The following is a 24,306-nucleotide window of genomic DNA, read 5'->3' as shown; positions in this document are numbered from 1 at the left end:
ATGAAACCAAAGGGACAGTGGTATTTCTACCTAACTCGCCGCCTTCCTAGTAGAAGCCTTTTTCTTTGGCGCGGCTTTCTTTCGACCGCCCTTTTTTGCTGCTTTTTCATTTGCAAGCTCGACTGCCATTTCCAGAGTAACGTCTTCGGGTTTTATATCTTTGGGCAGGGTTGCATTGACCTTTTGCCATTTTACATATGGGCCGTAGCGACCATCCAGCACCTGAATGGCACCGCCGTCTGGATGTTCGCCTAACTCTTTCAAAGGCTTTGCTGCTGCCTGCCCGCGCCGTCCAGGGTTGGCGCGTTTTTCAGCTAAAAGTTCGACGGCCCGGTTCATGCCGATCTCGAACACGTCATTGGGGTCCTTGAGGTTGGCGTAAACTGGTTTGGCCTCTTCCTGCAGCTGATGCATCAAATACGGTCCAAACCGCCCGAAATTTGAAGTTATCATGCCACCTTCCGGATGCTCCCCGATTTGGCGGGGAAGGCTAAGTAAGGTCAGCGCCTTGCTTAGGTCCATATCATCCTTATTCCATCCACGGGGCAGTGAAGCGCGCGGTGGCTTTTTGTTTTCAGGTGTCGGTTCACCGCGCTGGACATACGGGCCAAATCGACCGGATTTCAACCAGATTTCATCGCCGCCGTCCTCGCCCAACAGTCGTTCGTCGCCCTCTGCGCCATCGCCGGCTATCGGACGGGTATAGGTGCATTCCGGATAGTTGCCGCAACCAACGAAACCACCAGTTCGCGAAGTTTTGAGGTGCAGCTGTCCAACCCCGCATTTCGGGCAGATACGTGGGTCAGACCCGTCTTCACGCGGAGGATAGAGTTGGGGTGCCAGAACCTCGTCCAGCTTGTCCAGAACTTCGGAAATCCGCAGTTCAGAAGTCTCACCAATAGCGGCCGAGAAATCGCGCCAGAATTTGCCAAGCAGGTCCTTGAAATCGCGATCACCTGCGCTGACGTCGTCTAGTTGCTCTTCCAGATTGGCCGTAAATTCATAACCAACATATTGACGAAAGAAATTCAGCAGGAAAATTGTGACGATCCGGCCTTTTTCCTCGGGAATCAAGCGGTTCTTTTCCTTGCGTACGTATTCTCGATCTTGAATTGTTGTGACAATCGAAGCATAGGTGGACGGTCGACCTATCCCCAGCTCCTCCATTCGTTTGACCAGGGTAGCTTCGGTGTAGCGGGGTGGGGGCTGCGTATGGTGTTGCAACGCCAGCACCGCTTCGTTTTCGGACAAAATCGCCTCTTTCCCCGGCTTTTCGGCGCTGTCCGTCGTTGCCTTGGTGAATTGATCCCGTAACGAGGATTTAGCAAAACGCGCAACATCGCCTTGCATTATTTGAGGCAGGCGTTTTTCGTCATCGTCGGCTACATCGTCGCGACCTTCTTCGTAGACTCGCATGAAACCGTCAAAAAGTACGACCTGACCTGTAGCGCGCAGGCCAACTTGCCCATCATCACTGCCGATTTCGACTGTTGTGCGCTCCAGCCTTGCAGCAGCCATTTGGCAGGCAATTGTGCGTTTCCAGATGAGGTCATACAGCTTACGTTGATCTTCATCCGTAACTTTCAGGGCCTTGGTGTCCCGCGACATGTCCGTCGGGCGAATGCACTCGTGTGCCTCCTGAGCGTTCTTAGCTTTGTTTTTGTACATGCGCGGGCTGGTTGGCACGTATTCAGCACCGTAACGGTCAGAAATTGCGTTCCTTGCGTCAGCGACAGCCTCGGGTGCCATGTCGATGCCATCGGTCCGCATGTAAGTAATGTAGCCGGCTTCGTACAGGCGTTGGGCAACCTGCATGGCGTGTCGCGCTCCCATACCGAATTTTCGACTGGCCTCTTGCTGCAAAGTCGATGTCATAAATGGCGCGCTTGGATTGCGGGCCGCTGGCTTGGCCTCAACCGAAGTTACGCTCAACGCGCGGCTTGTGATCGCCTGAACCGCCAATTCGGCCTGCGTGGCGTTGGCAAGATCATGTTTTTCCAGCTTTTTGCCGGCCAAAGTAACAAGGCGAGCTTCAAAAGTTTGACTGCGTGGCGTTTCGAACAACGCTTTTACCGACCAGTATTCGACCGGTTTGAATGCCTCGATCTCCATTTCACGCTCGACGATCAGGCGCAAACAAACAGATTGCACTCTGCCTGCGGATTTCGCGCCCGGGAGCTTTCGCCAAAGCACAGGCGACAAGTTGAACCCCACGAGATAGTCCAGCGCTCGTCGGGCCAAATAAGCCTCGACAAGAGGCATATCGACCTCGCGCGGGTGCTGCATCGCTTCGGTCACTGCATCTTTGGTAATCGCATTAAAGGTTACGCGGCTGACTGCAGTGTCCTTTTTGATCGAGCGACGTTTGGTCAAAGCTTCCTGCAGGTGCCAACTGATCGCTTCGCCTTCGCGATCGGGGTCAGTGGCCAGAATCAGGGCGTTGTCGTCTTTCAATGCGTCTGCAATGGCTTTGACGTGTTTACGGCTGTCATTTCCGACTTCCCATTTCATGGCAAATTCATGCTCGGGGTCGACGGAACCATCCTTGGGCGGCAAGTCGCGCACATGGCCGTAGGACGCCAAAACCGTGTAGTCAGGGCCAAGATATTTGTTGATTGTTTTAGCTTTGGCCGGGGATTCTACAACAACTACAGGCATTTAAGGGAAAACCTCGCTCGACGAATTTGACGCCTTATATGGTCGTGCAAAATGTGAGGGGCAAGACGGAATTGTCAATGCGTTCCTTGAATTGCCTTAAAAACACTGCCTTTTCAAACGACTAGGAAAACAGTTAGGGGTTTGGGTTCGGCACTTTGGTGCTTAAACCCAGTAGTCAGGCGCTCAAAGATACCAATCCACCTGGTTGCCTTTGGATTCGCCCCTCAAGCTCCAAATCCACCAGGGCGGGGCCGATTTCCTTTGCCGGAGCGCAAATGTCGCGAATTAGTTGATCTTCTGCGATTGGAGAGGGGCCAAGGCATGCCAGGATCGCTTGGTGCAGGTTTTGAACAGGCGCAGTGCTGTTTTCGTTCAGCGCAGGTTCGTTGTTTGACAAAACCGCGGATGTTTGCCTTGGGGGTAAAGCTTGGATCACATCTTGGGCAGATCGTACGAGCGCGGCACCTTCAAGGATCAAAGTATTGCATCCGGCAGCGCGTGCGTCGAATGGGTGTCCGGGTACCGCTAGAACTTCGCGTCCTTGGTCCAATGCGTCGCGTGCGGTAATTAGGCTGCCAGACTTAGCGGCCGCTTCGACCACGACGACTGCTTGTGCAAGGCCCGAGATAATGCGGTTGCGGCGTGGAAAATGCCTGGCTTGCGGCGAAATGCCCATAGGTTGTTCCGACAATCGCAGTCCGTGTTCGGCGATCTTTTCCGCAAGTTCAGTGTTTTCGGCAGGGTAAATCACATCCACCCCACCAGCCATTACTGCGATAGTCCCAGTTTTGAGCGCTGCCTGATGAGCCGAAGTATCGATTCCACGGGCCAGGCCAGATGCTATGACAAACCCCAACTCGCCCAATTCCTTAGCCAAACCCCGGGCCATCCGAGATCCCAGGGAAGAGCAATTTCTCGCACCAACAAGCGCCACTGTCGGCTTGTCCAATAGTGAGACATCGCCGATTGCCCAGAGCATTGGAGGGGCATCGGAAAGATTGGTCAGAGCAGTTGGAAAGGTGGCGGCCCCAAGGCACAGAAGCCGCGCTTCGCGGGCCTTTGCAGCCTTGAGTTCCGCCTCAATTACGCCGGGAGGGCAAATTTCATACCCGTCTATTCCGGCGGCGCGTGCCACTTCGGGCAGCGCGGCAAGCGCGTTCTGCGCTGAGCCATGTTCCCGCAACAGCCGCCGGAACGTAGCCGGACCAACCTTGCGGGATCGCATCAGACGGAGCCAGGAAAACTGATCCTCTTCCGTGGTGGGTGGGAGTGGGGGGTGATTGGAAGAAAACTGCTCTTCAGTCATCCGATGCTCCGCCTGATTGCAGAACTGGTTTACGAGAGTTTAGGTTAACAGCTTGTAAATCTTGGGAAATTTTTTACTACCTTACGAAAACCTGTATTTTTCTTGGGTTAAGTGCATGTAAAATAACAAAAAATCTTTTTGACTTGTTTTTTAAAAGTTGCGGTCCACCCAAATGTTCTAAAATGGATGGCGCTTTTTTAACCTTGTGGTGCGAAATCTGGCTTGGGTCGCCTCAGGTTGCTGACCCACCCACCGTCAATCCATCCATCAATACAGTTGGTTGGCCAACGCCCACAGGTACCCACTGGCCATCTTTACCGCAAGTACCCATACCCGGGTCCAACTCCATATCGTGGCCCAAACCACGGATACGTTTCAGAGCTGATGGTCCGTCACCGATCAGTGTGGCACCTTTCACCGGAGCGCCAATTTCACCGTTCTCGACACGGTAAGCCTCGGTACATGAGAAAACGAATTTGCCGTTGGTTATGTCAACCTGACCACCGCCAAATCCTACCGCCCAAATACCGTCCTTGATGTCAGCGACCAGCGAAGCGGGGTCGGCGTCGCCACCCAACATAATCGTATTCGTCATGCGTGGCATTGGTTTGTGCGCATAGCTTTGTCGCCGGCCATTACCGGTAGGGGCAACACCCATAAGGCGCGCATTTTGGCGATCTTGCATATACCCCGTTAAAACTCCGTCTTCTATCAGAACGGTACGAGAACTGGGTGTGCCCTCGTCATCGACGGTTATTGAGCCGCGCCGGTCTGCAATGGTACCATCATCGACCACAGTAACACCTTTTGAGGCGATTTGTTGTCCCATCAATCCAGCAAATGCAGAGCTGCCCTTTCGGTTGAAATCGCCTTCCAGCCCATGACCTATGGCCTCATGCAGCAGGATACCGGGCCAACCAGGACCCAAAGCTACTTCCATGACCCCAGCAGGGGCCGGTATCGCGTCCAAGTTGACCAATGCGATACGCAACGCCTCACGCGCCTTGTCTTGCCAGTCGGCAGGATCGATTAACCCATTAAGTCCTACGCGGCCGCCGCCTCCTGCCGAACCGCTTTCCCTTCGTCCGTTTTGCTCGACGATCACTGAAACGTTCACACGGGTCATCGGGCGTACGTCACGGATTAGCACGCCATCCGGGCGCAAAATCTCAACCTCTTGTACGGCGGCGGCGATCGTCGCACTTACTTGAACAACACGAGGATCCAGATCGCGAGAAAAGGCATCAATTTCACGCAAGGTTTCTATCTTCACTGGAAAACTGGCCGTTTCGATCGGGTCTTCGTCGGTGTAAAGGCGAGCGTTGGTGGCCCGTGGGGCCTCGGCCAAAGTGCCGCCGCCGTCGCCGACCGCAAGACGTGCCGTTTCGGCTGCCCGCTTCAACGCTGGGATTGAAACATCTGTTGAATGGGCATAGCCCGCCACCTCGCCCTGAACAGCCCGCAGCCCAAATCCTTCGGAAGCGTCGTATGATGCAGTTCGCAGGCGACCGTCATCAAACACCAGGGATTCGGATTTTCGCCTTTCAACGAACAGTTCCCCATCCTCGGCGCCTGCGGTTGCAGACTGCAGAACTGCAAGGGCTTCGTCCTGCGGAAGGGGGCCTTCAAACGGGCGAAATGGGTCGTTGGACATCAGGTGGAACCTTTCCAGATTGATCCAGATCAAGAATAGCGTCTGTTTGACGCAAGCATTTTGCTTTATCTACCCGACGGAATATGGTTTTTAACGCGGCCAAAGACAACGGGTGAGGTGTGACCGATTCACACCTTTTCGCCTGGGACGCAAAGATCAAACGATCAGGACAGAACATGAAGAATGCTTTGATGCTTTCGGGGTTTGTAACAGCCCTCTCCAGCCTTCCCGCCATGGCTCAGGAGCTTGAGATTATTGGTAAGCCGGTTGATGGCGGTGTCGGGTTCCAGCCCTCAGCCACTAGCCTGGCCGATGGAATCCAGCGTCTGGACAATATGATTCTGGTGATCATCACTGTAATATGCCTGCTCGTTGCAGGCCTTCTGTTGTACTGCATTGTGCGTTACAACCAGCGCGCCAATCCAACGCCCGCGCGGTTTTCGCATTATACCCCCGTTGAGGTCGCTTGGACGTTGGGTCCGATCCTGATTCTGGTTTTCATTGGGGCTTTCTCACTGCCGGTGCTTTTCAAACAGCAGGAAATTCCCGAGGGTGACGTGGTTATCAAGGTTGTCGGCAACCAATGGTACTGGACTTACGAGTACGTGGATCATGATTTTGCCTTCGACAGCTACTTGCTGGGGCACCCTGCAACGCTGGACGAAGGGGCGCGTCCGGCCGATGCGGACGTGACGCCGTTCGTGCTTGACGATGCAATGCGGGCCAAGCTGTCGGATGCGGGATACAGCGAAGATGAATGGCTGTTGGCCACCGATACCGCAGTTGTCGTACCGGTGAACAAAGTTATTGTGATGCAAGTCACTGCGTCCGATGTTATCCATTCGTGGACTATTCCATCTTTCGGCGTAAAGCAGGACGGCGTGCCCGGACGATTGGCCGAACTGTGGTTCGAGGCAACCAAGGAAGGTGTCTATTTTGGGCAGTGTTCCGAGCTTTGCGGCAAGGACCATGCGTATATGCCGATTACGGTGAAAGTGGTTAGTCAAGAGGCCTACGATCAGTGGTTGACCAAGGCGCTTGAGGAATATGCAGGGAAACCCTCGACCTATCAGGTGGCCGCAAACTAAGCTCGTCTGGGGCTGAGGCCCTTGGCATCGAACGTGGCGTGAGCGGCGCGGTAAACGTACCGCTTTGGCCTTAAGGGAACGGATATGAGCGACGCAAGCTTTAACGCCAGCACCGTGAACGCGCAGAGGCGCGTGGACGAGGCCAGTTTTGGCGACTATTTCGCCTTGCTGAAGCCGCGCGTGATGTCCCTCGTCGTGTTTACTGCATTGGTCGGTATGCTCGCTGCGCCTGTACCTGTGCATCCGTTTGTTGGATTCTGCGCTATCCTTTTCATAGCCATTGGCGGTGGGGCATCAGGTGCCCTGAACATGTGGTGGGACGCTGATATCGACAAGGTTATGAAGCGGACAAAAGGCCGTCCGATCCCTTCTGGCAAAGTTGAAGAAGGTGAGGCGCTGGCTATCGGTCTGGCGCTATCCGGTCTGTCTGTGATCATGCTGGGGCTGGCGACCAATTGGTTTGCAGGAGCGTTTCTGGCCTTCACGATATTTTTCTACGTTGTGATCTACACGATGTGGCTGAAACGATCGACACCGCAGAACATTGTGATCGGCGGAGCCGCCGGAGCGTTCCCGCCTGTCATAGGTTGGGTTGCGGCGACGGGTTCCGTGACACTAGAGCCATGGTTGATGTTCGCTTTGACTTTCATGTGGACACCGCCGCATTTCTGGGCTTTGGCCCTGTTCATGAGATCCGACTATGACGACGCAGGCGTGCCGATGCTGACCGTTACGCACGGACGCCGCGCGACCCGAGTGCACATTCTGATTTACACCGGGTTGTTGGCTGTACTGGCCGTTGGAACCGCATTTTCGGGTATAGGGGGGCCAATCTACCTAACGGTCGCTTTGGTTTTGAACGCGCTCTTCCTGCATGGAGCGTGGGGCATCTCGCGTAGAACCGAAGACGACTCTGAGGCCGATAATTTCAAAGTTGAACGCCGCTTCTTCAAACTTTCGCTGCTCTACCTGTTTTTGCATTTTGGTGCGATTTTGATTGAGGCGCTGGTTAAACCGTTTGGATGGGGTGGCTGGTCATGAGTCTGCGCAAGCCCCACGAATTGCATCAGCGCCGCTTTGGCCGCAACCTAGGGGTGGGGCTGACATTAGCGGCGTTTATCGTGATCATTTTCGGCTTAACGATCGTGAAGGTGTCCGGGACGGATTTCGGCATGGCAACGCAAGAGGTGCAGGACTGATGGCGTTGAAAGGTCCTCAGAAAACAGTGGTGCAAACCGTCGGTTTGGTTGTCCTGATGGGTAGCTTGGCTTGGGCGGCCGTTCCATTTTATGACTGGTTCTGCCGGGTCACTGGTTTTGGCGGAACCACGGGTGTATCCGAGCAGGCGCCAGAAGATATCCTTGATAGGGTTGTCACGGTCCGTTTCGATGCCTCGAAGGCTAAAGGCATGGCTTGGGAGTTCAAACCGGTTGAGCGTGAGATGGATGTGCGCATTGGTGAAACTGGGTTAGCATTTTATGAGGCTTATAACCCGACCGACCGACCCATTGCCGGGCAGGCCTCGTACAACGTCGCGCCATATTCTGCCGGGGGCTATTTCCAGAAAATCGCCTGTTTCTGCTTTGAGGAACAGGTCTTGCAACCCGGCGAACGGGTTCAGATGCCGGTTACGTTCTTTGTTGATCCCGAAATGGTTGAGGATCTCGAAGCGAAATATGTTCATACGATCACGTTGTCGTATACATTCTACGAAATTGACCTGCCTGAAGGCTTTGCAGCCTTCGACCAGCAGGCAAAAACAAACACGAACTAACGCCTGTAGGTGAGGGACGCTGATGGCACACGCTAAAAACCACGACTACCACATTTTGGCCCCATCGATCTGGCCGCTGATCGGCGCGGTCAGTGGTTTTGTTATGCTTTTCGGAGCGGTTCTTTGGATGCACGGTATAACACCGTGGATCTTTTGGATGGGACTAGTAGGTGTCCTGTACACAATGTTTGCCTGGTGGACCGACGTCGTCGTAGAAAGCCGGCAGGGTGATCACACTCCGGTGGTTCGTATTGGTTTGCGCTACGGGTTCATCTTGTTTGTGATGTCCGAGGTGATGTTCTTTTTTGCTTGGTTCTGGTCGTTCTTCAAACATCGGATGTACCCGATGTATGACTATGCCGGGACCGAGTACATCCAACCTGATATTCACGCGGTTGACCCTTTCCACCTGCCACTGATCAACACCTTGGTTCTTCTGTTGTCTGGCTGCGCGATTACGTGGGCGCACCATGCTCTTGCTCATGACAACGATCGCAAGGCGCTGATCAATGGTTTGGCAATCGGTATTGCGCTGGGGATCGCTTTTACTGCGTTGCAGGGTTTTGAGTATTACGAACTACTTGCTCACGAGGGTTGGCAATTTGGTGGCGATCAGTTCTACTCGAACTTCTTCATGGCCACGGGTTTTCATGGCGCGCATGTGATAATCGGCACTATATTCCTTTCGGTTTGCTTGATCCGGGCTCTTAAGGGTGACTTCACACCAGAGAAGCATGTCGGCTTTGAAGCGGCGGCCTGGTACTGGCACTTTGTCGACGTTGTTTGGCTGTTTCTGTTTTTCGCAGTTTACATTTGGGGTCAGGCACCGCTGATGTAAAAACAGCCAGATTTGCAGACGAAAAAGCCGCCCTCAAAGGGCGGCTTTTTACCATCCGAGATGCTATATTGCGCCCCATACAATTGAGTGGTTGCAATCGTACGGGCGCAACCCTTAACAAGGCGCGGGTTCCTAAAAGGAGCCATTGAGCAACGAAACATGGTTCTGAAATGCGTCGCATCCTTTTCCCACTGATATTTGGTGTTGCCGGTTTGGCGATCCTAGTATCGCTGGGTATTTGGCAGTTGCAGCGTCTGGCCTGGAAAGAGAGCATTCTGGCTGATATCGAAAGCCGAATTGCGGCCCAGCCAGTTGCTTTACCGGAAGCGGTTTCCCAAGACGAAGACAAGTATTTGCCCGTTACTATTTCGGGCGAAATGGAAACCGGTGAAATCCACGTATTGGTCTCGGTCAAACAAGTTGGCGCAGGCTACCGGATCATTCAGCCCTTCAGCGTCGACGACAGACGGATATTGGTAGATCGCGGTTTTGTTCCCACGACGGCCAAGTCGGACGCAAGGCAAACAGGCGCAATGCAGGTGACAGGTAATCTGCATTGGCCGGATGAAATCGACGGTTTCACACCCGAACCAGACGTTGATGGCAACATCTGGTTTGCTCGGGACGTTCCCAATTTATCGACAGTTCTCAAAACTGAGCCGGTTCTGCTGGTTGCGCGTTCAAATACTGATCCCGATGTTACTCCACTGCCAGTGGATACGGCGGGCATACCCAACGATCACTTGCAGTACGCAATAACTTGGTTTGGTCTGGCTTTGGTTTGGGCTGCGATGACCGGATACTTCCTATGGCGCAGCCGCGCCCCCTCTGAGAGTGACCAGCAATGAAATACATCTCGACCCGTGGGCAGGCGCCCGAACTGACATTTGAAGAAGCGATGCTGACCGGATTAGCTCGCGACGGTGGTTTGTATCTGCCTGCCGAGATTCCGGTCATGCCGCAAGACCAGATTGCCGGGTTGGCCGGACTTACCTATGAAGAGATCGCGTTCAAGGTGATGTGGCCCTTTGTCGAAGGCTCATTTGCCGAAGACGAATTCAGAGAGATCATTGAGCACGCTTATGCGGGCTTTGATCATGCTGCGCGGGCTCCGTTAAAGCAATTGAACGAGAACCACTTTTTGCTTGAGCTGTTCCACGGACCAACGCTGGCATTCAAGGATTTTGCCATGCAACTGATTGGTCAGCTGTTTCAGGTAGCCCTGAAAAGACGAGGAGATCGCGTGACCATCGTGGGTGCAACCAGCGGTGACACCGGTTCGGCTGCAATCGAGGCTTTCCGCGGCCTTGACGCAGTTGACGTATTCATACTTTTCCCTGATGGCCGCGTTTCTGAGGTACAGCGCCGCCAGATGACGACGCCTGCGGATAGCAACGTGCACGCATTGGCGGTGGCTGGCGATTTCGATGATTGCCAGTCAGCACTTAAGGACATGTTCAACGATTTTGACTTCCGTGACAGTGTCAAACTTGCCGGGGTGAATTCAATCAATTTTGCCCGGGTGCTGGCTCAGATTGTTTATTACTTCTCAGCCGCAGTTAGCCTTGGCGCCCCGCATCGCAAAGTTAGTTTCACCGTGCCGACCGGAAATTTCGGAGATATTTTCGCAGGCTACCTTGCGAAACGCATGGGTTTACCCATTGATCGCTTAGTGGTGGCAACCAATCAAAACGATATCCTGCACCGTTGCCTGACAGGTGAGGGGTATTTCAAAGGTGACACCATCCCATCGATCAGCCCGTCTATGGACATCCAGGTCAGCTCAAACTTTGAACGCGCGCTTTTCTATGCGTATGGCGAGGACGCTGGTGCAGTGTCTCAGCTGATGGAAGAACTAAAAAATGGTGGCTTCAAAGTCAGCCAAGGAGCAATGGAGTCCCTCCGCGAGAATTTTGACTCGGGCCGCGTTTCCGAAGACGAAACGTTGCAGACGATCCAGTCCACACTTGCGCACAGTGCTGAACTTGTCTGCCCGCATACAGCCGTAGGTATCAAAGTGGCCGAAGATCACCGCGCGGAGAACGTACCAATGATCACTCTGGCCACAGCACACCCAGCGAAGTTTCCGGCCGCGGTTGAGAAGGCGAGTGATGTGCATCCGCCTCTTCCCTCTCGCATGTCTGATCTGTATGAACGTCCGGAACGGGTGACCCGTATTGCCAATAATTTGGGCGCTATCGAGAAATTTATCAAAGGGCAAATTGCCGAGTGACTGTCAGACAAGATCAACTGAAGAACGGCTTTCGTATCGTCACTGAACATATGCCGGGGCTGCAATCGGCGGCCATCGGCATTTGGGTGACCGCCGGAGGGCGGCATGAACGAATTGAGCAGAACGGTATCGCGCATTTTCTTGAGCATATGGCATTCAAGGGAACCGAGCGTCGAACAGCACTGCAGATTGCAGAAGCGATCGAGGATGTGGGCGGTTACATCAACGCCTACACATCACGCGAGGTAACTGCATATTACGCGCGCGTTTTAAAGGACGACGTTGCGCTGGCGATGGATGTGATCGGAGATATTGTCCTTAACCCGGTTTTCGATCCGCGCGAGATTGAAGTCGAGAGGGGCGTAATTCTTCAAGAAATCGGTCAAGCATTCGATACGCCAGATGATGTCATTTTTGATTGGCTGCAAGAGCAGAGTTATCACAATCAACCGTTGGGGCGCACTATTCTGGGCCCTTCGGAGAGGGTAAGCACGTTTTCACGCGACGATTTGTCTGGCTTTGTGGCTGAGCATTATGGACCTGACCAAATGATCCTTTCCGCAGCCGGGGCAGTTGATCATGATGCGTTAATGGAAATGGCCGAACAGATGTTTGGTCACCTGAAACCCCGTAAAGGCTTGGTCGCCGACCCGGCCCGTTTCACCGGAGGTGAAGCGCGGCAGGAGAAAGAACTGGAACAGGCCCATTTTGCCCTTGCGCTGGAAAGCCCGGGCTATCGCGATGATGAGATTTATACCGCACAAATCTATTCGACGGCCTTGGGCGGCGGCATGTCTTCACGCTTGTTTCAAGAAGTGCGGGAAACGCGGGGGTTGTGCTACACAATTTTCGCGCAAACGGGTGCATATGCCGACACAGGTACAACCACGATCTACGCTGGAACTTCTTCTGATCAGGTCAGCGAACTGGCAAGCATAACAATCGACGAAATGAAGCGCGCGGCAGAGGAGATGACGCCTGAAGAAGTGGCCCGCGCCCGCGCTCAAATGAAGGCCGGAATGCTGATGGGGTTGGAAAGCCCTTCTAATCGGGCGGAACGTTTGGCCCGGTTGGTGCAGATTTGGGGCAGGGTGCCTTCGCTTGCGGACACTGTCGCAAAGATCGACGCTGTCAGCACCAAGGACGTGCGCAAATTTGCTGAGCAGATGGCCGTCCATGCGCCCGCAGCATTGGCACTGTATGGGCCTGTTTCTAGGGCGCCGACATTGGCTGAATTGCAGGAGAGGCGTGCGGCGTGATGCTGTTGGGCAGACGCAAGCTGAAACTCGAAACCGAGCGGTTGAGCTTGCGCCCTCCCGTTCATTCGGATTTTAACGATTGGGCAGCATTAAGGCGAGCATCCAAAGACTATCTTACACCTTGGGAACCGATTTGGGCTGACGATCACCTTAGCCGCAAGTCGTTTACAAACAGGGTTTATTGGGCACAACGATCCGTCGCCAGCGGAACTGCGATTCCATTATTTCTGTTCCGGCGCGAGGACGACTTTTTGCTGGGGGCAATAACGCTGGACAACATACGACGCGGACCCGCCCAAGCCGGAACACTTGGATATTGGACTGGTCAGGTTTTCGCGCGTCAAGGATACATGCGCGAGGCAATCGGTGCGGTTGTGCATTACGCTTTCACCCGCCTTGATCTGAGCCGAATCGAAGCGGCCTGTTTGCCCGAGAACAAAGCTTCTCGCGGATTGTTGGAAAGTTCAGGCTTCAAATACGAGGGCGTCGCCCAATCCTATCTGCAGATCAGTGGACGCTGGAGAACCCACGTTTTGTACGCAAGTTTACGCTCGGACCGGCGCGGCAAGACAGATGCAGGTTAAACACGCCTGATAAAACACCCATCGCGACGTGATCCAACGATCAAATGGGTGACTTGTCGCCCAGTTGCGCTACACTTGGTGGATGTGGCGCTTTTTACTGGCATTGCTGGTTGTTTCGGGCGGAGCTGCGGCGCAAGAGCGGCGGCCAAGCCATTGTATCGCGATTGCCGACGCAGCCCCTGGGATCGAATATCTACACAAGGTCGCATGGCAAGATCCTTTGCCAGAGTTTTCAGTCCGAATAAGCTATGTCGCGCACGCTTCGTTTCTGATCCAGACCAAAGGTGGCTTAAACGCAGTGACTGACTTCACCGGCTTCATCGGTGGTGCTGATCTGATACCGGATGTTGTAACGATGAACCACGCCCACAGCACCCACTGGACGGCACATCCCGACCCGGCAATTCCGCATGTTCTGCCGGGATGGGGCGAGTTTGGTCAAGGCATCGACCACTACCTCGATCTTGGCGAGATGCTTGTACGGAATGTTTCTACGGATATCCGGTCGGTCTATGGCGGTGTTGAAGAGCGCGGGAATTCGATCTTTGTGTTCGAAGTCGAAGGCCTGTGCATTGGTCACCTGGGTCACTTGCACCATGTTCCATCCGACGAACAGTTTGCCGCCCTGGGACGGTTGGACGTGGTCATGGCCGCTGTCGACGGTGGTACCACGATGCCTCTGCCCGAGATGATTACTGTACTTAAACGGCTCAAGAGTTCGATTATTATACCGATGCATTGGTTTTCAGGTTTTTCGCTGGAGCGTTTCTTAGTTGATATCCGGGACGAGTTCCCAGTGGAACGCGATGGTGTGTCCGAAATCGTGGTATCATTACGAACGCTTCCCGACCGACCCACCGTTGTTGTGCTTGAACCGCAATACCTTATTGATTTGGAATAGCACTTGCCGCTGTGAGCCACTTGGGGCAAGGAATGGGCATGACACTTGTCCCCGCCGATAACAGTTTTGCCGAGTTAATATGCGCGCAGTTGGGCGGCGATGTTTTGCGCCCGGTGACCCCACAATATCTGGAAGAGCCGCGTCGCCGATTTACCGGGCAAGTTGGCCTGCTAGCCCTGCCGCGATCGGTTCAAGAGGTCGCGATATTGGTGCGATTAGCTTTCGATTTAGGCGTCGCAGTTATCCCCTACGGTGGTGGCACAGGACTAGTGTGTGGGCAGGTTTCGCCCGACGGTCCCGCGCCGTTGCTGGTTTCTCTCGAACGGATGAACGAAATCCGAGCGATCTTTCCATCTGAAAATGTCATGGTAGTCGAGGCGGGTGCGGTCTTGTCCGACGTCCAGGCCGCCGCCGACTCGGTGGATCGTATGTTTCCCTTATCTCTTGCCGCGCAGGGATCTTGTCGGATTGGAGGAAATTTGGCGACGAATGCCGGAGGGGTAAACGTTCTGCGCTACGGCAATGCGCGAGATTTGTGCCTGGGGCTAGAGGCCGTCTTACCAAACGGCGATGTCTGGAATGGTCTCAGCCGGTTACGTAAGGACAATACCGGGTATGATCTGCGCAATCTGCTGATCGGGTCAGAAGGAACATTGGGGATTATCACAGCTGCTACACTGAAGTTGTTTCCCAAGCCGGCACGGGTTGGAACAGCCATGTTTCAGGTCCCGTCTCCCCAAGCGGCGATAAGTATGCTTTCACTAGCCAGAGATTTGGTCGGCGACGGAGTCAGCACCTTTGAACTGATCCATCGGCAAGGTTTGCAATTCCTGTCCGAGGTTCTTCCGAACGTCCGGCAACCATTCGAAGCCCCCCCTGAATGGAGTGTACTTATCGAATTAGGTCTTTCCGACGGTCAAAGTCCATCTGAGATGTTGGAAACTCTATACTCCAAAGCTGACGAACACGAGTTGGTGACAGATGGTGTAATTGCCCAAAACGGAACACAGCGGGAGCAATTGTGGTCTGTGCGTGAAAATATCCCCGAGGCAAATCGTCTGATCGGCTCGGTTTCAAGCCATGATATTTCCGTGCCGATTTCAGATATTCCCGAGTTTATCCGACAGGGAAACAAAACGATAATGGACTTGGGGGACTTTCGGATAAATTGTTTCGGCCACCTGGGTGATGGCAACCTGCACTACAACGTTTTTCCGGCTAAGGGTCGCGACCGAAGTGAATATGATGGCGTCCGCGAAGCAGTAAAGTTTGCAGTTCACGAGCTTGTTCATACGTTTTCCGGATCAGTCAGCGCGGAACACGGAGTAGGTCGTCTGAAAGTGCATGACCTTGAACGCTATGGCGATCCAACAAAGCTTGGGGTTATGAGAAAAATAAAAGAAGCTTTGGATCCAAAGGGAATAATGAACCCTGGGGCGGTTATCCGGCCTGAACACGGCCCGGCAGCGCCGGGCCGTATTGCCTCAGGCTGATTTACGAAGCTGGCAGGATAACTTTGTCAATCACGTGGATTACGCCATTTTCCGTTTCAATGTCGGCTTGAACTACATTTGCGTCGTTAACCATTACGCCGTTGTCCAGATCAATCGTGACGTCGCCGCCCTGTACTGTTGCGGCTGTCATGTCGTCTGACAGATCACCTGACATCACTTTGCCGGGTACAACGTGGTAGGTAAGAATTGCGACAAGCTGGTCTTTGTTTTCTGGCTTCAACAGGTTTTCCACTGTGCCTTCGGGAAGGGCTGCGAACGCTTCATCCGTTGGAGCAAATACAGTAAACGGGCCTTCACCTTTTAGGGTGTCGACAAGTTCAGCTGCTTGAACTGCGGCTACCAGAGTGTCAAAGCTGCCAGCAGCAACCGCCGTGTCTACAATGTCTTTTCCATGACCGTCGGCCATTGCGGATGAGGAGAGTACGATGGTTGCAACACTGGCTACAGCGATTTTGCGAAACATGGTTGAATATCCCTTTTTGAGAATGCCTCATGTGGCATCGTCAAACACTACGTGGATGCCTAAAAAGGGGATCACCGAAGATGATCGCAAAGTGCTGTTGAAATGCCAAAACTGCGCCCTAAGCTGCCGAAGGCACAATTGTCCATTCACACTAATGTGATCAATTTCGCGCTATAGACCCTCGAATTCGCATAGCACGTGAACATCCATTCCCATGTCTTCAAGCGCTTTGCGGCCTCCGAGCTCTGGCAAGTCGATAATAAATGCGCATGAAACGATTTCACCGCCCAATCGTTCGATCAGCTTGATGCCTGCGGCTGCTGTGCCACCGGTAGCCAGCAAGTCGTCCACGACAAGGATTTTCTCACCCGGCAGGATAGCGTCATCATGTATTTCGACAATCGCTTCACCGTATTCCAGCTTGTAATCTTGGCTGATCGTGGTTCCCGGCAGTTTGCCCTTTTTTCTGATAGGAACAAAACCCACGCTTAATTGATGCGCGATGGCGCCACCAAGAATGAAACCTCGCGCCTCAAGCCCGACAACTTTGTCGATGCGCTCGCCTGCATATGGGTGAAGCATTTGGTCGATGGCAATGCGGAACCCGCGGGGATCGGCAAAAAGGGTAGTTACATCGCGGAACATTATTCCTTCGTGTGGGAAATCAACGATGGTCCGGATGTAATCCTTAACGGTTTTATTTCTGGACATAGGGCAACCCTTTCGCGTCAAAACACGCGGGGGTGTTTGGCCCATTCAAGTCAGTCTTGCAAGGAGAGTTTCCTGAAAATTGCCTATTTATGACGTGGCTTGATTGTGTCAGGCAGCCCATAGTACCGATACAGCGCAGCCGGTAGCCAGGATAGGTGAGGTTTGCGCCAATTGCGTTGATCTCGCAATAGAAATGCTTGTGCAGTATGAAGGTTCATTGCCAATTTCCGTTTTTTATTGTTAGGTGCCCGATAAAGACAAGTTCTATGCTATGTATATACAATGCATCGCGATATGAATCAAGTTTTACGTAGGAATGAGACGCGTGGCGAAGAAAGACAGTAAACGGACGAATAAGAAGAATAGTCAGTTGGTTCTTCGTCTGGACAAAGATGAACGCGACGCTTTTGTCGAGCTATGCAAAGAATTGGATACCTCGGCAGCCCGAGAAATTCGGCGTTTTATTCGGGGTTTCATGAAAGAAAATGCCGAAGACTGATCGTATCAGGTAGGCCGCCGTAGGATTGCTGTGGCTACACCCATTCCGATCAACGTCAGTCCACCGAACCTTGTCATCCCGGTAAGTATCGCGGGACGGCGGATCACTTTTCGCAGCCGATCTGCCAATAAAGCGTAGGCCAGCGCATTCAACCCCGCCAAGCCGACAAAAGTCGCAATAAGAATTATAAACTGGGGACCAAGCGGTTCAGTGGGACGCAGGAATTGCGGAACAAAGGCTATGAAGAATGCAATTGATTTTGGGTTGAGCGCCGTGACCGCCGCCGCGTGACCGAATACGCTGCGGGCGGTTATGTCTTGACGTGTTTCGATAGGGTGTAAACCTCCGGACGGCGCGCTGCGCAGCAGCTTTAGACCCAACCACACCAGATAGGCCGCCCCGACCCACTTCAGAACCGAGAATAGGGTTGCCGATGCCAAAACCAATGCGCCTAGGCCCAGTAATGACGCTGTCATTGCAATCAAATCCCCTAGGGCCACCCCTGTCGCAGACGCAACTGCGACGCTGCGACCCTTGGACAATGCATAACTTAGCACCAAAAGCACTGTAGGACCGGGGATGAGTAAAAGGGCTGTTGAAGCGGCAACAAAGGCCAGCCAAAGATCTAATGACATGAGTCACCTGCAAATTTTGCTGTACAGAACGCCTTTTAAGTGTTCCTCGTCAAGTTCTTTGATGGCTCGGTCAAAAGACGCATCAAAGCTTCTAATGGTCCTTGTTTGAATTTTCGGCTACACAGAAGGGCAAAAACCGAGGAAACAGTGCAGAAAGTTACGGCGTAAAAAAATACCTGCGGTGCGCTTAGGCTTCCATTCAAACGGCCAGTGGCCTCAAGAAGTCCCATTCCGAGTAAAATATGTGACATGTATAGCGTAAGGCTCTGCCGTCCTGGCGCACTTAACACTGCTCCTATACGAAGCCTATCTATTGTGGGCCAAAGCTTCAGAAGAATTCCGATCACGATGCAAGCCGTCCCCGTTCCAGCCAGAACATAAAAGGGACCGGGCGGAAGCGACTGCGCGCCTAAAACGGCAACCAAGTCCGGATCAGTGACAAGTCTTGCGGGAAAAGTGGCGAAAATTGCAGCGCCAAAGCCCCAAATGATCAACCTGTTTTGAACACCTGGCCGATGCAACTGGGTGCGGGCGATTGCCATTCCAATAAGCAGAAACGCCGCCCAAGGAAAAACAGGATGCCAGCCGTTAAAGAGCAGGTTGCGAATAAAGCCGGGAAAGCTCCACAAATCACAATAATTCAGCGTGTCCCAGTTCCAACCGCGATCATAGTCTACAACCAAATGTGCAGCGGTTGAAATGAAGATGACTCCAATCGCACCAATACACAGCGCGCGGCGCTCTGCAGTCAGAAACATTGTTCCGACCATGAAATACAAAGCATAGAAATGTAATATGTCCGCTTCGAACTCGATCATGTTCAACAGACCGAGTGCGAACAAAAATGCGGCCCGTCGCATTAAAACGTGAGCAGAAATTTTTGAAAGTCCGATACCAATTCCAGCCAAAACTACGAACAATGCGGCAGCGCGCCCTTCCAGCGCGTTTATCAAAACCGAAGCCCAGTCTGTGCCCTCAGCAACTTGCGCAGCAATTCGGAAGTTCACCAGAACCATACCGCAATATGCAAGGAACCGGGCGGCGTCCAACGCTTCAAGGCGTTTCATTGATTGCCTGCCAGTGACTTTTGAACGCATTCAAAGTTAAATAACTATCTGTTTGAAATAACTATTTGAAACTTAGATGGTTAGTACTCCACACATTTCAACCAAGGTTTGACCGGATTTTCGCATCTTAGCCTGAGAACGACGTTCTAAAGATTGGATTAAGTTTTGTTCTGCGGCCTTGAATATGTGCTTGGTTGCCAAGACTTAATCCAACAAACGTATGCTCGGAGCGATCCATGTCACAGGCACAAAGCGAAAATAAGGATGTGACCCTCAGGACTTTGCGATCAATCGCGGAAAAACTGAAAGGCCCGTTAGTCCTTTTGGCTTTGTTTGTTGCGGCAATTTACGCGGCCATCGTTGGATACATGTATTTCAACCAAAGGTCTCTGCTTTTCAAACCTGACGGATTATTACCGGAACCCAGGGCTGTGGGCTTGGCTGATGTTGAAGTGATTACTTTGCCCATGTCTGACAAAACGGTTTTGACGGCTTGGGCTGCACCTCCTGCAATCGAAGGCGCGACCACGGTTTTGTTCTTCCATGGTCAAACCGGCAATTTGGGCGATAGGGCAGACCGCATGCGCGAGATACTAAATAGCGGCTTTGGGTTGCTGGCCCCCAGTTATCGTGGCTATCCGGGTAGCGAAGGACAGCCGTCTGAATTGGCTTTGATTTCTGACGGCTTACAGTTGTTCGATGGGGTTGCCAGTGAAGGTTCAGCCGTTCTGTTGCATGGTCAAAGCCTTGGTACAGCGATCGCGGCGGCAGTTGCTGAACAACGTCCGCAGGCTCAATTGCTGGTGCTTGAGGCTCCGTTCACTGCAACTGTCGACGTTGCATCGGAAAGATACCCTTGGATCCCAGTCTCTGCACTGATGAAAGATCAATTCGCGACCCGTGACTTGATCGCAAATATCACGGTCCCGACCCTGATCTTTCACGGCACTCATGACGAAACAGTTCCTATGCACCATAGCCAGACCTTGGCGGATTTGGCCGGAGAGAATGCGCAGTTTCACGTAATAACCGACGGCGCGCACAATGACCTTTGGTCCCATGGGTTGTGGGACGATGTGCAAAATGCCCTTCAAAAAAACTAGATATTTTTGGGTCAAAGAACGCGACCAGCCACCGCATCCAACTTTGCCATCAAACACGGATCACGTTTTTCAGGTGCGGTCAAAATGGCGTACTCAAGGGCGCGATCACAACCGTTGGGGCAGGGCTCCCGTTCCGGACCCAACAAAGCAGGCAGGGCTTTCACCAATGAGCGACCCTTATCAGCGTTGCTTGTTAACGTCGCGATGATGGCGCTTACATCCACTTCACCGTGATCTGGGTGCCAGCTATCGTAATCTGTCACCATAGCGATCGAAGCATAACAAAGCTCGGCTTCGCGGGCGAGTTTCGCTTCGGGCATGTTGGTCATTCCGATTACGTCACAGCCCCATTGCTCACGATACATTTTCGATTCCGCCAATGTGGAAAACTGGGGTCCTTCCATCGCAAGATAAGTGCCGCCACGGTGAATTGTGATGCCGACCGATCGCCCCGCGGTCTCGCACGCACCTGAAAGGCGCGGGCAAGTTGGATTTGCGACGCTTACATGAGCAACGCAACCCTTTCCGAAAAAGCTTTTGTCGCGGGCAAACGTGCGGTCAACAAATTGATCAACGATCACAAAATCCCCAGGCGCCAGTTCCTCACGAAACGAGCCGCATGCAGAAACTGAGATCACATCTGTTATGCCAAGTCTTTTAAGCGCATCAATATTGGCACGGTAAGGCACGCTTGTCGGCGAATGCACATGGCCACGGCCGTGACGAGGCAAGAACGCCATTTCAACGCCGTCAAGATTGCCTGTCAAAATCTGATCCGAAGGTGTTCCCCATGGCGATTCAACTGTGACCCACTTTGCGTTCTCCAAGCCGCCAACGTCGTAAATTCCGGATCCACCGATGACGGCGATTTTCGTTTGGGTCACTTTAACTCTCCGAATGGAACTCCTGTGGCAAGCTTTCTGCGGGCCCATAGGGGTTTTGGCAAGGGGCTTCGGCTTTGCCATTGCAGTCATGCACCAAACGCATAGCCGAGTCCCGCGGGGCGCGGTACCTCATTCCCAGATTGACAGCTACAAGGCCACCTTCGCGCGAACAATTGAACCCACAGGATCGCCCAATGCCACGAGCCTTGCTGCCGAGCTTTGCCAATCGCCTAGCCATTCCCGACTTGCGTTGGATGCCTGACGAAAGGCTTTCCGTCTCTCGTTTGAGGATCGAACTTCTCTCCGGCCTGACCGTGGCATTGGCTTTGGTGCCCGAGGCAGTCGCCTTTGCATTTGTCGCAGGTGTTCATCCGCTTGTTGGTCTCTATGCCGCATTTTTAGTGGGTTTGGTTACGGCGTTGATCGGCGGTCGCCCCGGAATGATCTCAGGCGCGACAGGTGCGCTAGCTGTCGTCATGGTGGCGCTGGTTGCACAGCATGGAGTCGAATACCTGTTCGCGACGGTGGTATTGATGGGGATCTTGCAGGTCATAGCGGGTGCAATGCACTGGGGCCGTTTTATTAGACTTGTGCCTCATCCTGTAATGCTTGGCTTCGTTAATGGGTTGGCAATCGTGATTTTTCTGGCCCAGTTAGGCCAGTTCAAAGTACCAGGAACAACGGAAAACACCGGCCACGGAGTAGGTGGCGGTGAATGGTTGTCTGGTATTCAGCTTTACACAATGCTTGGTCTTGTGGTGCTGACCATGGCGGTGATCTGGGTCATGCCAAGAGTCACCCGCATAATCCCAGCTCCATTGGCAGGTATAGTCGTTGTTGCAGCTTTAGTAATCGGTTTGGGTCTTGATGTTCCCCGAGTTGGAGATTTGGCTTCTATCGAGGGCGGATTGCCGTCGTTGCATGTACCGATGGTGCCACTTACACTCGAAACTTTAGAGATCATTTTACCCTATGCTGTAATTCTGGCCGCAATTGGTTTAATCGAGTCGCTGCTGACACTAAACTTGGTTGGTGAGATCACTGGCAAGCGTGGTGGCGCATCTCAGGAATGCATTGCACAGGGTACGGCCAACATTGTGACCGGCTTTTTTGGCGGCATGGGTGGCTGTGCAATGATCGGTCAGTCCATGATAAATGTAAAATCAGGCGGCCGGACTAGAGTGGCAGGTATCGCTGCAGCGTTGTTCTTGCTGGCTTTCATCCTTTATGCTGCGCCCTTGATAGAACAGATCCCATTGGCCGCTTTGATAGGCGTGATGTTTATGGTGGTGATCGGAACTTTCGCGTGGAATTCGTTCAAAATCATGCGACGAGTGCCGCGTATGGATGCTTTTGTCATTGTTCTGGTGACCATAGTGACCGTTATGGAGGACCTTGCAGTCGCAGTCGTTGTCGGTGTGATTGTTTCCGCTCTGGCCTACGCATGGAACAACGCAAAACGAATCCACGCACAAACGCGGGAGTCTGTTACTGAAGAAGGTGCCAAGGTTTACGAAATCAAAGGCCCGCTGTTTTTTGGTTCTTCCGAAGGATTTATCGAATTGTTCGATGTTTCCAATGACCCAAGCACCGTTATCGTCGACTTCGCCGAAAGCCGGGTTGTGGATCAGTCGGCCTTGCAAGCCATTGAAAACGTTGCGGCGAAATACGAAACCGCGGGTAAACGTGTGATGCTTAGACATCTAAGCCGTGACTGCCACAAGCTTTTGAACAAGGCGGGGCATCTTATGATCGACAGCGACGACGATCCGGATTACGGCCTTGCCGTAGATTACTCGGTCCGAACCGGTATTCTAGGAGGTCATTAAAGCATTGTCGCAGTGTGCTTTGCTTTCTTAGAAAATTGATATCAGACCATAATTGAGGTGGTTTAACTCTCTGGACAAGAACAACTCCGAAGGGGCGCAGACCCTGGAAACGAAAGTTTTGCTTCGCTCAATCGTCCGGACGGCTGAGCGAAAACAAGTCTTTAACGACGGAATAGTCCCGATATCCCAACCGCGCGAGGGGTCGAAACGAAGTCACATCGAATTTCCCGTCGACGATATGGTCGTCGTGAAGGTGAACTCCTGTGACTTCTCCAAACACCACGCGGTTTGCCTCTCCCGGAAGTGTCACGATTTGTGTGAGTTTGCACTCCAGAGCGGCTGGCGCGCCGTCGATGCGCGCGCACGGTATCGTTTCGCATTCGACCGGGTTTAAACCAGCATGTTCAAATTCATCTATGTGTTTTGGAAGGCTCGCAGAACTGGCATTCATTGCGTCACGATGCATGTGGCCAACGATGTTTACACAGAACACCCCTGTCGCTTCGATATTGGCCAAACTGTCCTTAGTTCCGTTTTGATCGCTTTTGGTTCCCGTCGAAGCAAACATCACCTGCGGAGGTGTATAAGCCACGCCATTGAAGAATGAATATGGCGCCAAATTGTTGATGCCATTTGCGTCGCGGGTCGATATCCAGCCAATCGGACGCGGCGTGATAATCGCGTTGAATGGATTGTGCGGCAATCCGTGGCCATCTTCGGGTCGGTAGAACATCTGAACTCCAAGCGTTTGCTCAAGCCGTAACGAAGTGTTAGGGCGAATTCCAGAAGGGAAAAGAGGGCCGGGTTGCAGCAGTTCGAAATCAGGTCGGAAAAACCGGACGATTGGTGGGAGGTTGAGGCCCTGTACGACCTGTGCTTTGCACCGGGGCGCGAAGCACTGTCGTCATATCGTTTGCGCGATGATGTGTCGCCAGTTGCCGGGTTGTCGTTGATCGCGCGTGACAGTTCGGGCGTTATGGCTGGCGCGATCCGATTTTGGCCCGTTCATGTTGGCAACTATGACGCGCTTTTGCTTGGGCCAGTTGCTGTTCACCCAACACATCAGGGCGAAGGATTAGGCGGTTTTCTAATTCATGAAGGCGTCAGCGCCGGCCACAATAAAGGTTGGGAACGCGTCATGTTGGTTGGCGACGAACCCTATTACAAGCGTTTTGGTTTCCGCCGTTTGACGGGAGTGGAAATGCCGCCGCCGACCAACCCAGAACGGGTTTTGGGGTTGGGTCTTTTACCGGAAGCCTGGCGGGGTGTCGCGGGGCAAGTATCCCGTTGGACACGCTGATTCATT

The 24,306-nt window shown here is 53.1% G+C and carries 24 protein-coding genes; 15 read left to right on the top strand and 9 right to left on the bottom strand.

The features are described 5' to 3' along the window. Nucleotides 1-30: 30 nt before the first annotated feature. The 3 genes from topA to tldD form a co-directional block, all read right to left on the bottom strand. On the bottom strand, nucleotides 31-2,658 hold the full coding sequence (gene topA / locus GOV45_RS02210) for a type I DNA topoisomerase (RefSeq protein WP_170473628.1): 2,628 nt from the start codon (nucleotides 2,656-2,658) through the stop codon (nucleotides 31-33). Nucleotides 2,659-2,833: 175 nt separating this feature from the next. Further along, a complete protein-coding gene (dprA, locus tag GOV45_RS02205) occupies nucleotides 2,834-3,964 on the bottom strand; it encodes a DNA-processing protein DprA (RefSeq protein ID WP_170473625.1) in 1,131 nt (376 codons plus the stop codon). 232 nt (nucleotides 3,965-4,196) lie between these two features. Next, on the bottom strand, nucleotides 4,197-5,618 hold the full coding sequence (gene tldD / locus GOV45_RS02200; RefSeq protein WP_170475336.1) for a metalloprotease TldD: 1,422 nt from the start codon (nucleotides 5,616-5,618) through the stop codon (nucleotides 4,197-4,199). A 176-nt stretch (nucleotides 5,619-5,794) separates the two neighbouring features. Here tldD and coxB point away from each other — a divergent pair, with 176 nt between their 5' ends. From coxB to GOV45_RS02145, 11 genes are all read left to right on the top strand, one after another. Continuing rightward, nucleotides 5,795-6,706, top strand: a complete 912-nt coding sequence (gene coxB / locus GOV45_RS02195; RefSeq protein ID WP_170473622.1) for a cytochrome c oxidase subunit II — start codon at nucleotides 5,795-5,797, stop codon at nucleotides 6,704-6,706. Nucleotides 6,707-6,790: 84 nt separating this feature from the next. Continuing rightward, nucleotides 6,791-7,747, top strand: a complete 957-nt coding sequence (cyoE, locus tag GOV45_RS02190) for a heme o synthase (protein ID WP_170473620.1) — start codon at nucleotides 6,791-6,793, stop codon at nucleotides 7,745-7,747. After that, nucleotides 7,744-7,905 (top strand): hypothetical protein, encoded by a 162-nt coding sequence (locus tag GOV45_RS02185; protein WP_170473617.1) that lies wholly within the window; start codon nucleotides 7,744-7,746, stop codon nucleotides 7,903-7,905. Before cyoE ends, GOV45_RS02185 begins: the two co-directional genes overlap by 4 nt. Next, nucleotides 7,905-8,480: a cytochrome c oxidase assembly protein gene (locus GOV45_RS02180; protein WP_170473614.1), complete on the top strand. Its 576-nt coding sequence runs from the start codon at nucleotides 7,905-7,907 to the stop codon at nucleotides 8,478-8,480. The genes GOV45_RS02185 and GOV45_RS02180 overlap by 1 nt, the downstream gene beginning before the upstream one ends. Nucleotides 8,481-8,502: 22 nt before the next feature. Next, the gene (locus tag GOV45_RS02175; RefSeq protein WP_170473611.1) at nucleotides 8,503-9,318 is read left to right on the top strand and encodes a cytochrome c oxidase subunit 3; all 816 of its coding nucleotides are present in this window, start codon (nucleotides 8,503-8,505) and stop codon (nucleotides 9,316-9,318) included. 170 nt (nucleotides 9,319-9,488) lie between these two features. Next, a complete protein-coding gene (locus GOV45_RS02170; protein WP_170473608.1) occupies nucleotides 9,489-10,166 on the top strand; it encodes an SURF1 family protein in 678 nt (225 codons plus the stop codon). After that, on the top strand, nucleotides 10,163-11,551 hold the full coding sequence (thrC, locus tag GOV45_RS02165; RefSeq protein WP_170473606.1) for a threonine synthase: 1,389 nt from the start codon (nucleotides 10,163-10,165) through the stop codon (nucleotides 11,549-11,551). The genes GOV45_RS02170 and thrC overlap by 4 nt, the downstream gene beginning before the upstream one ends. After that, on the top strand, nucleotides 11,548-12,810 hold the full coding sequence (locus GOV45_RS02160) for a M16 family metallopeptidase (protein WP_170473603.1): 1,263 nt from the start codon (nucleotides 11,548-11,550) through the stop codon (nucleotides 12,808-12,810). Before thrC ends, GOV45_RS02160 begins: the two co-directional genes overlap by 4 nt. Then, on the top strand, nucleotides 12,810-13,394 hold the full coding sequence (locus GOV45_RS02155; RefSeq protein ID WP_170473600.1) for a GNAT family N-acetyltransferase: 585 nt from the start codon (nucleotides 12,810-12,812) through the stop codon (nucleotides 13,392-13,394). The genes GOV45_RS02160 and GOV45_RS02155 overlap by 1 nt, the downstream gene beginning before the upstream one ends. A gap of 82 nt (nucleotides 13,395-13,476) precedes the next feature. Next, nucleotides 13,477-14,295 (top strand): MBL fold metallo-hydrolase, encoded by an 819-nt coding sequence (locus tag GOV45_RS02150; RefSeq protein WP_170473597.1) that lies wholly within the window; start codon nucleotides 13,477-13,479, stop codon nucleotides 14,293-14,295. A gap of 38 nt (nucleotides 14,296-14,333) precedes the next feature. Then, a complete protein-coding gene (locus GOV45_RS02145; protein ID WP_170473595.1) occupies nucleotides 14,334-15,788 on the top strand; it encodes an FAD-binding oxidoreductase in 1,455 nt (484 codons plus the stop codon). Nucleotide 15,789: 1 nt separating this feature from the next. On the opposite strand, the gene GOV45_RS02140 is transcribed toward GOV45_RS02145, so the two are convergent. Then, the gene (locus tag GOV45_RS02140) at nucleotides 15,790-16,272 is read right to left on the bottom strand and encodes a fasciclin domain-containing protein (RefSeq protein ID WP_170473593.1); all 483 of its coding nucleotides are present in this window, start codon (nucleotides 16,270-16,272) and stop codon (nucleotides 15,790-15,792) included. A 171-nt stretch (nucleotides 16,273-16,443) separates the two neighbouring features. Continuing rightward, a complete protein-coding gene (locus tag GOV45_RS02135; RefSeq protein ID WP_170473591.1) occupies nucleotides 16,444-16,983 on the bottom strand; it encodes an adenine phosphoribosyltransferase in 540 nt (179 codons plus the stop codon). Between the two features lie 325 nt (nucleotides 16,984-17,308). Here GOV45_RS02135 and GOV45_RS02130 point away from each other — a divergent pair, with 325 nt between their 5' ends. Then, entirely contained in the window at nucleotides 17,309-17,482 is a 174-nt protein-coding gene (locus GOV45_RS02130) for a hypothetical protein (protein ID WP_170604722.1), read from the top strand. 5 nt (nucleotides 17,483-17,487) lie between these two features. Here GOV45_RS02130 and GOV45_RS02125 read toward each other — a convergent pair whose 3' ends face one another. Then, complete coding sequence (locus GOV45_RS02125; RefSeq protein WP_170473587.1) at nucleotides 17,488-18,117, bottom strand: LysE family translocator; 630 nt, start codon at nucleotides 18,115-18,117, stop codon at nucleotides 17,488-17,490. A 35-nt stretch (nucleotides 18,118-18,152) separates the two neighbouring features. Continuing rightward, nucleotides 18,153-19,184 carry a DUF418 domain-containing protein gene (locus GOV45_RS02120; protein ID WP_170473585.1) on the bottom strand — a complete coding sequence of 344 codons (1,032 nt, stop codon included), beginning with the start codon at nucleotides 19,182-19,184 and terminating at the stop codon, nucleotides 18,153-18,155. A 236-nt stretch (nucleotides 19,185-19,420) separates the two neighbouring features. On the opposite strand from GOV45_RS02120, the gene GOV45_RS02115 reads away from it, so the two are divergent. After that, complete coding sequence (locus GOV45_RS02115; RefSeq protein ID WP_170473583.1) at nucleotides 19,421-20,287, top strand: alpha/beta hydrolase; 867 nt, start codon at nucleotides 19,421-19,423, stop codon at nucleotides 20,285-20,287. 11 nt (nucleotides 20,288-20,298) lie between these two features. On the opposite strand, the gene GOV45_RS02110 is transcribed toward GOV45_RS02115, so the two are convergent. Beyond that, nucleotides 20,299-21,171 (bottom strand): S-methyl-5'-thioadenosine phosphorylase, encoded by an 873-nt coding sequence (locus tag GOV45_RS02110; protein WP_170473580.1) that lies wholly within the window; start codon nucleotides 21,169-21,171, stop codon nucleotides 20,299-20,301. A 194-nt stretch (nucleotides 21,172-21,365) separates the two neighbouring features. Between GOV45_RS02110 and GOV45_RS02105 the strand changes: the two genes are divergently transcribed. After that, on the top strand, nucleotides 21,366-23,000 hold the full coding sequence (locus tag GOV45_RS02105; protein ID WP_170473577.1) for a SulP family inorganic anion transporter: 1,635 nt from the start codon (nucleotides 21,366-21,368) through the stop codon (nucleotides 22,998-23,000). A gap of 127 nt (nucleotides 23,001-23,127) precedes the next feature. Here the strand turns inward: GOV45_RS02105 and GOV45_RS02100 are convergent, their stop codons facing one another. Further along, entirely contained in the window at nucleotides 23,128-23,733 is a 606-nt protein-coding gene (locus GOV45_RS02100; RefSeq protein ID WP_170473575.1) for a flavin reductase family protein, read from the bottom strand. Between the two features lie 72 nt (nucleotides 23,734-23,805). Between GOV45_RS02100 and GOV45_RS02095 the strand changes: the two genes are divergently transcribed. Further along, nucleotides 23,806-24,300 carry a GNAT family N-acetyltransferase gene (locus tag GOV45_RS02095; protein ID WP_170473573.1) on the top strand — a complete coding sequence of 165 codons (495 nt, stop codon included), beginning with the start codon at nucleotides 23,806-23,808 and terminating at the stop codon, nucleotides 24,298-24,300. Nucleotides 24,301-24,306: the final 6 nt, after the last annotated feature.

Origin of the sequence: Ruegeria arenilitoris (assembly GCF_013035425.1) — a bacterium.
GTDB classification, from domain to species: Bacteria; Pseudomonadota; Alphaproteobacteria; order Rhodobacterales; family Rhodobacteraceae; genus Ruegeria; species Ruegeria arenilitoris_A.
This window is presented reverse-complemented; position numbering and strand designations above follow the sequence as displayed.

What these genes read in the sequence shown, in the direction of transcription:
- topA (WP_170473628.1), bottom strand. Translation starts at nt 2,658, where the DNA reads ATGCCTGTAGTTGTTGTAGAATCCCCGGCCAAAGCTAAAACAATCAAC.
- dprA (WP_170473625.1), bottom strand. Translation starts at nt 3,964, where the DNA reads ATGACTGAAGAGCAGTTTTCTTCCAATCACCCCCCACTCCCACCCACC.
- tldD (WP_170475336.1), bottom strand. Translation starts at nt 5,618, where the DNA reads ATGTCCAACGACCCATTTCGCCCGTTTGAAGGCCCCCTTCCGCAGGAC.
- coxB (WP_170473622.1), top strand. Translation starts at nt 5,795, where the DNA reads ATGAAGAATGCTTTGATGCTTTCGGGGTTTGTAACAGCCCTCTCCAGC.
- cyoE (WP_170473620.1), top strand. Translation starts at nt 6,791, where the DNA reads ATGAGCGACGCAAGCTTTAACGCCAGCACCGTGAACGCGCAGAGGCGC.
- GOV45_RS02185 (WP_170473617.1), top strand. Translation starts at nt 7,744, where the DNA reads ATGAGTCTGCGCAAGCCCCACGAATTGCATCAGCGCCGCTTTGGCCGC.
- GOV45_RS02180 (WP_170473614.1), top strand. Translation starts at nt 7,905, where the DNA reads ATGGCGTTGAAAGGTCCTCAGAAAACAGTGGTGCAAACCGTCGGTTTG.
- GOV45_RS02175 (WP_170473611.1), top strand. Translation starts at nt 8,503, where the DNA reads ATGGCACACGCTAAAAACCACGACTACCACATTTTGGCCCCATCGATC.
- GOV45_RS02170 (WP_170473608.1), top strand. Translation starts at nt 9,489, where the DNA reads ATGCGTCGCATCCTTTTCCCACTGATATTTGGTGTTGCCGGTTTGGCG.
- thrC (WP_170473606.1), top strand. Translation starts at nt 10,163, where the DNA reads ATGAAATACATCTCGACCCGTGGGCAGGCGCCCGAACTGACATTTGAA.
- GOV45_RS02155 (WP_170473600.1), top strand. Translation starts at nt 12,810, where the DNA reads ATGCTGTTGGGCAGACGCAAGCTGAAACTCGAAACCGAGCGGTTGAGC.
- GOV45_RS02150 (WP_170473597.1), top strand. Translation starts at nt 13,477, where the DNA reads ATGTGGCGCTTTTTACTGGCATTGCTGGTTGTTTCGGGCGGAGCTGCG.
- GOV45_RS02145 (WP_170473595.1), top strand. Translation starts at nt 14,334, where the DNA reads ATGACACTTGTCCCCGCCGATAACAGTTTTGCCGAGTTAATATGCGCG.
- GOV45_RS02140 (WP_170473593.1), bottom strand. Translation starts at nt 16,272, where the DNA reads ATGTTTCGCAAAATCGCTGTAGCCAGTGTTGCAACCATCGTACTCTCC.
- GOV45_RS02135 (WP_170473591.1), bottom strand. Translation starts at nt 16,983, where the DNA reads ATGTCCAGAAATAAAACCGTTAAGGATTACATCCGGACCATCGTTGAT.
- GOV45_RS02125 (WP_170473587.1), bottom strand. Translation starts at nt 18,117, where the DNA reads ATGTCATTAGATCTTTGGCTGGCCTTTGTTGCCGCTTCAACAGCCCTT.
- GOV45_RS02120 (WP_170473585.1), bottom strand. Translation starts at nt 19,184, where the DNA reads ATGAAACGCCTTGAAGCGTTGGACGCCGCCCGGTTCCTTGCATATTGC.
- GOV45_RS02115 (WP_170473583.1), top strand. Translation starts at nt 19,421, where the DNA reads ATGTCACAGGCACAAAGCGAAAATAAGGATGTGACCCTCAGGACTTTG.
- GOV45_RS02105 (WP_170473577.1), top strand. Translation starts at nt 21,366, where the DNA reads ATGCCACGAGCCTTGCTGCCGAGCTTTGCCAATCGCCTAGCCATTCCC.
- GOV45_RS02100 (WP_170473575.1), bottom strand. Translation starts at nt 23,733, where the DNA reads ATGTTCTACCGACCCGAAGATGGCCACGGATTGCCGCACAATCCATTC.